Annotated in this window: 8 protein-coding genes; 3 read left to right on the top strand and 5 right to left on the bottom strand. The window is 42.8% G+C overall.

Going from position 1 to position 6,682, the window contains the following annotated elements; all coding sequences use genetic code 11:
* Nucleotides 1–258 precede the first annotated feature (258 nt).
* Both FD32_RS03555 and FD32_RS03550 read right to left on the bottom strand, forming a co-directional pair.
* Entirely contained in the window at nt 259–534 is a 276-nt protein-coding gene (locus FD32_RS03555) for a hypothetical protein (protein ID WP_047767846.1), read from the bottom strand.
* 98 nt (nt 535–632) lie between these two features.
* Nucleotides 633–905, bottom strand: coding sequence for a hypothetical protein (locus FD32_RS03550; protein WP_047767844.1), 273 nt, complete (start codon nt 903–905; stop codon nt 633–635).
* Between the two features lie 88 nt (nt 906–993).
* Here FD32_RS03550 and FD32_RS03545 point away from each other — a divergent pair, with 88 nt between their 5' ends.
* The 3 genes from FD32_RS03545 (at nt 994) to FD32_RS03535 (ending at nt 3,211) form a co-directional block, all read left to right on the top strand.
* Entirely contained in the window at nt 994–1,233 is a 240-nt protein-coding gene (locus tag FD32_RS03545; protein ID WP_047767842.1) for a hypothetical protein, read from the top strand.
* A 168-nt stretch (nt 1,234–1,401) separates the two neighbouring features.
* Nucleotides 1,402–2,907: an ABC transporter substrate-binding protein/permease gene (locus FD32_RS03540; RefSeq protein WP_047767840.1), complete on the top strand. Its 1,506-nt coding sequence runs from the start codon at nt 1,402–1,404 to the stop codon at nt 2,905–2,907.
* 94 nt (nt 2,908–3,001) lie between these two features.
* Nucleotides 3,002–3,211, top strand: a complete 210-nt coding sequence (locus FD32_RS03535; protein WP_047767837.1) for a hypothetical protein — start codon at nt 3,002–3,004, stop codon at nt 3,209–3,211.
* A 117-nt stretch (nt 3,212–3,328) separates the two neighbouring features.
* On the opposite strand, the gene FD32_RS03530 is transcribed toward FD32_RS03535, so the two are convergent.
* From FD32_RS03530 to FD32_RS03520, 3 genes are all read right to left on the bottom strand, one after another.
* Nucleotides 3,329–4,384, bottom strand: coding sequence for a CotH kinase family protein (locus FD32_RS03530; RefSeq protein WP_268872409.1), 1,056 nt, complete (start codon nt 4,382–4,384; stop codon nt 3,329–3,331).
* Between the two features lie 340 nt (nt 4,385–4,724).
* A complete protein-coding gene (locus FD32_RS03525; RefSeq protein ID WP_053003014.1) occupies nt 4,725–5,402 on the bottom strand; it encodes a hypothetical protein in 678 nt (225 codons plus the stop codon).
* 147 nt (nt 5,403–5,549) lie between these two features.
* Nucleotides 5,550–6,497 carry a KxYKxGKxW signal peptide domain-containing protein gene (locus FD32_RS03520; RefSeq protein ID WP_053003012.1) on the bottom strand — a complete coding sequence of 316 codons (948 nt, stop codon included), beginning with the start codon at nt 6,495–6,497 and terminating at the stop codon, nt 5,550–5,552.
* Between the last annotated feature and the right edge of the window lie 185 nt (nt 6,498–6,682).

Raw genomic sequence — 6,682 nt, 5'->3', positions numbered from 1 at the left:
AAAATATGCCCTGTGATACCAAGGGATCAGTCTGTCTTCATACTTTCAAGTTTCAGGTGTGCAAATTATTATTTAAAATGTTATTAATGACACTTTAGCAAATTGTTGATGCTGGATTAAAATAGTATACTTTAATGTATGGTAAATTCAAAGAAACACCCTAATATACTTGACTATTCGTAGAAAAATATAAGTTCCGTTCGTAAATCCATCTAGTTTGCGAACGGAACTTATATTTTTAGACTGGCACTTGTTTTATTAATCTTTGTATACGTCTTGCGTTTTACCAGTTAATGAGATTTTATCCAGACCATTATTAAGCTCATAGTGGTCATCATTGACTTGCTTTTCCCGATAGCCAGCTTGGGTGAAAGCGTCAACTAACTTGGCCATAAACTTGTGCCCGGCTGCTGGTGTTTCGTAGATCATATTGTCTAGATACATTGGCCGGTCAGTACTCTGTCGAACAAATGTGATTAGGTAAACCTGTTTATCAGTCTTGGTGATTTCCGAAGCGTTTTGCATTAATGACATTCTAATCCCCTCCTTTTTCAATTATACTTACTTTTATAAAAACATTTCAATAACTGGGGGTTAAAAAGAGGTTGGCCCAGGAAAAATTACCAATTTTTTTACTGCCACTTTTCGATTCTTCGCCGGTTGATTCTGAACCCTTTAACAGCCCACTTGATCCACTGGGTAATGGTTTTCTTGCCGAGGCTGAGGGGACGGGAAATTACTTCTTCAAAAGTATCCATATACAGGTTACCGTACTTGTCGAGGTGGCCAAACTGATGATGGTCGATTTTAAATGAATAGACATCTTCACCCTCACTTACCGGGTCGATCTCAACATCATTATTTTTCATTACTGATAACAGATCTTCATTCGTCATTGTTTTCATTAAAGTGATTCCCCTTTCATAATACTTACCTTTATTGTAGAGTTAATTTGTAATTAAGTTAAATCAATTCCCAAATGGAGGTGGAAAAATGAATCCGGATACGTTTCAAAGCCTGCAAGATTGGCTGCGTGGTCGTCATTATGACGTCGAACTTGATGGTCAAAAATTAGTTTTAAAACGAGGAACAAAGGAAATGGCTAAAGTAACGCCACCAGACCGTTATCAGGTTTCAGCAGTCGATATGGCCTTTGATGGGTGGGTCGAATTTAATAAGTGCCTGCGGAATATTCGTCATTATTTAGTAGCCCAAGGGCAAGCAGGTAAGTAGTCATTTGATATGATTTAGTAATTACTGAGGCTGGTACACGAGTACCGGTCTTTTTTATACATTGATTCACCTAACTGATGAATAAAAATACTATTATTACAAAATATACTGAATAATAACTACTGAAGATGTATATTTAAACCAATTAATTTTGAAGAAGGTGTTGATATGAAGAAAATCAAGCAATTATTACTGCTGATTGCAATCCTCCTTCCTTTCCTGTTTGCACCAGCAGGGGTACTTGCGGATACCAACTCTGCCAGCAGTTCATCGAATCAGGCTGCTGATAAGCAAAGTAGTGTTGCGGCAATTAAAAAGCGGGGAAAGATTGTAATTGGGACGGCAGCCGATTATCCACCGTATGAATTCTCCGTTAAGGAAAACGGGGTTAGCAAGCGGGTCGGGATCGACATTGATCTTGGTAAACAACTAGCAAAGGACTTGGGCGTCAAAGCCGAGTTTAAGGTAATGAATTTTGATTCCCTATTAGTGGCCTTAGAGACGCACAAGGTTGATGTTGTGATTGCGGCCATGAGTCCGACTCCTGAACGGGCCAAGAGTGTGGACTTTTCCAAGGTTTATTATGGTGACAACCAAGATATCGTCATCAACAAGGCCGAAGAGTCCAAGTACAAGAACTTGAAAGACTTTAACGGGAAAGTAATTGGGGCCCAGAACGGCTCTGAGCAATACGACCTAGCCAAGCAACAGATGAAGGGGGCCAAGCTTAAAGGCCTTGACCGGGTAAACAACTTAATCATTGCCCTCCAGTCACACAAAGTCGATGGGGTTGTAATGGACTCGACCCGGGCAAAGGCCTTCGTTGCTAATAATGATAAGTTGAAAGCCATTAACCCCCACTTCAAAGTAAGTGGACAACAGGGGACAGCTGTGGCAGTTGCTAAGGACTCGCCAGGACTTGTTGCAGCTACCAATAAGACGATTACCAAGTTGCAAAAGCACAATACTTTTGACAAAGTATACGTTCCCCGGGCTGGTAAGTACATGAGTCAGGGGACCAAGCAAAATACCGTTTTGAATTACTGGAATTACTTTGTACGGGGGATTGTTTACACCCTGGTCATTACGGTTTTCTCCGTCTTCTTTGGTTTCATCCTGGGCTTTATCTTTGCAATGTTCCGGCGGTCCAAGAATAGGATCTTGCATAGCTTAGCGGTTGCCTACATTGAATTTATCCGGGGGACCCCAATGATGGTCCAGGTAATGTTTGTCTACTTCGGAATCGGTGAAATTATTCAAAACATCCCCGCCCTAGTTGCCGGAATTATTGCCGTTTCCATTAATTCTGGGGCTTACGTGGCCGAAATTATCCGGTCCGGAATTCAGGCCATTGATTACGGACAAGTCGAAGCATCCCGAAGCTTAGGAATGAGCAAGAAATTGGCAATGCGGTATGTGATTATGCCCCAGGCGCTGCGTAACATTTGGCCCGCACTAGGTAATGAATTCATCACCCTATTAAAGGACAGTTCGATTGTTTCCGTTATCGGGGTCACGGAACTGATGTACCAAACCCAGCTTGTCCAGTCCGCTACTTACAAGGGTGCCTTTCCGTTGTTTATTGCGATGATGATTTACTTTATTCTGACCTTCTCCTTAACCCGGTTACTTAATTATGGAGAACGGCGATTAAACCGGTCAAGACAAGGGTAAGTTTTCGGGGCACTTAAGAAATGATAAATTTACCAGAAAAATTAACACATTTTACGAAAAAGCATTATAATGTAATAAGAAAGGAAGCATAATCATGGAAATTAATGAAGATGCTCTTAAGAACTTCCAAAACTCGAAGTTTGATTTTGTTGATGCTAAAGGTAACGATGTTGACTTTAACAATTTGAGTGATGACACCACCTACACACTTCGTGATGGCAAAGCCATTGTTGAAGACAACATGAAGACCAAGGATGTTGTTGACACTATCAACAATGAGTATGGCAAGACCTTAGATGTTTAATCATTCATTACCATATATGCTAAATTTCGTAATCTTCCCAAGCTACTAATTTGGGAAGATTTTTTCGTTTAAAAAGCCCTAGCGTACGGATTTGTCCGCGACTAGGGCTTTGTGTTATTAAATTAAGCCAAGAAAATGGTCGACATTGGCGAGTCGCTGCTTAAGCATGATATCGAAGTCAGCAACGTTAACTGGGTGGCGGTGAGTCCCACCGGGTATCGTAATATCGCCCCAAAGAGCATCATCGTTCTCGAAGGCAGCACTGCCCACCTTGGTAAGCCACCCGTTAAATAGGTTAGTAATGTTATTGGTACTCAGTATATTTTGCCGCAATTCTTTGTAGCGATCAATCACATCCTGCCGGTGGTTGTAGATCGTTAGTAAGAGTCGCTGCTGGTAGCTGTTAAGCAGGTCTTCTATATTGGTATCTATCGACATAATCGCGCCATTATAAAGGGTATTCCAAGTCATATCCAAGTCGTAAGGCATTAGTACCCACTTGCTGCCCGCCTTGCTAATGTAAGTAATGTTTTTCGTGATTCCGTCGACGTCATTAATTGCTGAAATGAAGGTGAGGTAGTCAATTGCGGCGAAAACGTCGAGGTACTGCTCTTCTAGCTTGTAATAGTCGGCATCGCTCGCATTCGCTAGCTGGTAGAGCTCATTAAACCGGTCGACAACCGATTGATCAACCTTCTTTGGTGAGCGATTGTTAAATGCAGTGTCAACAAGGTCGTCAGTGGTAAATGGTTGGGTGAATGTTGACAAGTCAGATTGGTTATCACTTAAGGCAATGTTGTCTGACAACTTATCATCAAGGTTATATAGCTTGTCTTCCTGGTAGGGTTCTAAAACGTATAAACCCTGGTCAAGATTATTGATACCCAGTTCTAATGGGATGCCGGCAACCTGACCATAGTTCGGCATATCGTTAACGATCGAATTAGCTAAATTGGGTCGGGAAGCCGTAATCTGCTTGAATAACTCAGCATTGACGATATTGAGTCCCGCGGTCGGGTCGGTATAGCAAGCTTTAAGGTTGAAAGAGTTAGTTTTGAAGCCGCTATTTTGAAGCTCGACCTTAAGTTTTTTAGTCATTGCTTGATCTTTAAAAAGCTTAAGGCGGTAGCCCTTCTTTGGCCAAGCCAGGCTACTGTTTCCTTGCCATTTGATTGTGGCCCAACCATCAATACTGACGCCATTGGTTAATTTAATGCTAATTTGAACCGGCTTACGGTTATCCTTGGTTATTCCCGATAAGTTGCCAGTAAAGTTAATTCGGCCGATTTGAGTATCAGTATTCTTTGTGATGGTATTAAGAATATTGCCGTTAGTATCGGTTCGGTAAAGGATACCATTGGCAACAAAGTTTTTAAGGGAGCGTGACAGAAGTCATTTATGACTTCGTTTTCACGCCCCCGCGAGCGCAAATAGGGCTCCAGAGTTCGGTTATACCGGACACTGGAGCCCATTTGCGTACCGCGCTGTTCGTATTTGAACTTGGTAAAAGTACTTATGTCACAGCCCCAACAAAGTTCTTAACCGCCTGCCCCCGGTCATTGTAGTAAAAGGCGCGGTTATCTTTAGTGAAGATTACCCGGTTACGCAAAAAACCGTTTTGAATTGGCTGGGTATAAATATCGGCATAGTTGCCTTCTCCATCAGCCTGGTTGCTGAAGCGGAGAACAAAATTTAAGTTCCCGTTGACCGTTGTTGGTAGTTGGATAGCGGCGTTAAAGCCACTCATTTCACTGTTATAGATTATTGGGTAAACTGAAGCGACATCTTCACGAGGTGTCATGGTGACCCGTTGGCGACCAATTTCTTGACCATCTTGCAGGACAATCACATATGCGTATTTCTTACCAATGGCATTGTCGTTGGCAAACCAACCACTGACGGTCAGTTTATTTTGAGCATCAATCTGGTAGCTATCAATGGAGAATGCCTGCTGGTTAAGAGTTTTTATAGGGAACCAAAAGTCAGTATGGTTAGCGGCAACACCATCATCACCGTTACCCTGGTCAATAACTGAATAACGACTTACCAAAGAGTGGTCATGCCCTGGTGTTAAGCGAATTCGTGCGAAGTCGTAGTTAAAACGGGCATTACCAGCTGAACATGTGTCTGGATAAGCTTTAGCAACGTCAAGGGATGGGTTAGTAGGGACAAGGACACTGGCTACTTGCATTTTAGCGGTATTATCAAAGAGAATAAGAAAATGATATGGTTGATAAATTGCTGCATCATTGGCGTGCCAACCACTAACTGTTAATCGTCCCGTGCTTAGTTTGTAAGAGTCCAGCCAACCCCGGTTAATTTTTCGAACCGGAGTAAACTAAAAGTCGGTTGTATCAGTTCCGTTGCCAACTGGGTCATTGGTCCACCTGCTAACAACTGTGACGGCGCCCTGGCTATATTGGGGTGTTAATTTGAACGTAACGTCAAAGCCTGATCCGGCCGCATTACCGATTGTCGGAAATGTCTGGGCAACATCAGGGCGTTGAATGGGTGTTACTAACTGACGAGCGATTTCCTGGTTACTTGTCTGATCATAAATGATAATGTAATGGTATTTTTTGCCGGATGCCTGGTTGCTGGCGTGCCAGCCACGCAAATGAAGGACAGCACTTTGGACAGATGCTATTTGGTCGAGGTTGGCGCGGTTCGTGTTATCAATAATGACGGGGGCAAACCAGAAATCGGTTTGTTGACCTTCACCATTAATTGCGTCATTACTGTACCGGGCAACTAGGCTGATGGAATGCCCGTTAATGTTACTTGGGAGGACAAAGCTAACGTTGAACCCACTAAAACGGCTATTAGCAGTCTTGGGATAGGTAGCCTGGACATCTGGCCGGTCTACCGGTGCCACCCTTTGTCGTGAGATTTCTCCTTTGGCGGTATTGTCATACAGGATGGCGTAACGGTAACGTTCACCATTGCTTTGACCGCAGGCGTGCCAGCCGCTCGCCCGGAAAATATTTTGACCATTTTCATCAGTAGTGACCTGGTAATGGTCAAGCCAGCCATTGTTGGCAGATGGGTTGTTGACAGTTGCCTGGTCGACTGGAACCTCATTTTCCGTAGTAGTGGCAACCGCCTGGGCTGGTGCAGGCCTTGAAGTACTGGAATCGGTAACCAGGCTAGTTGTAATTTGATTGTTGTCTGCATAAGCATCCGCATGCAAGGCTGCCATTCCAATTGTTAGAGAGGCAATGGTAACTGCTGTACAGCACCATAGCTTGCCATGCTTGTAAAGTTTATAACGTCGTTTATCTTCCACAATAAAACCTCCAAAATGAAAAGCACTACGTTTAAATTCTAACATAGCGTGTACTGTAACCGCTATCAATGGAAGATAAATAAAAGCGAAACTGGGGAAAACAATAGGACAATCATTGTAACATTCAGAAACCTGAATTATTCATAGTTCATTAAAAGCCCGTCAGTTTTCGTATTTTTTCGAAA

The sequence above is a fragment of the Limosilactobacillus panis DSM 6035 genome (assembly GCF_001435935.1).
Classification (GTDB): Bacteria; Bacillota; Bacilli; order Lactobacillales; family Lactobacillaceae; genus Limosilactobacillus; species Limosilactobacillus panis.
The sequence above is the reverse complement of the archived record's forward strand: the minus strand, read 5'-3'. Positions and strand labels throughout refer to the sequence as shown.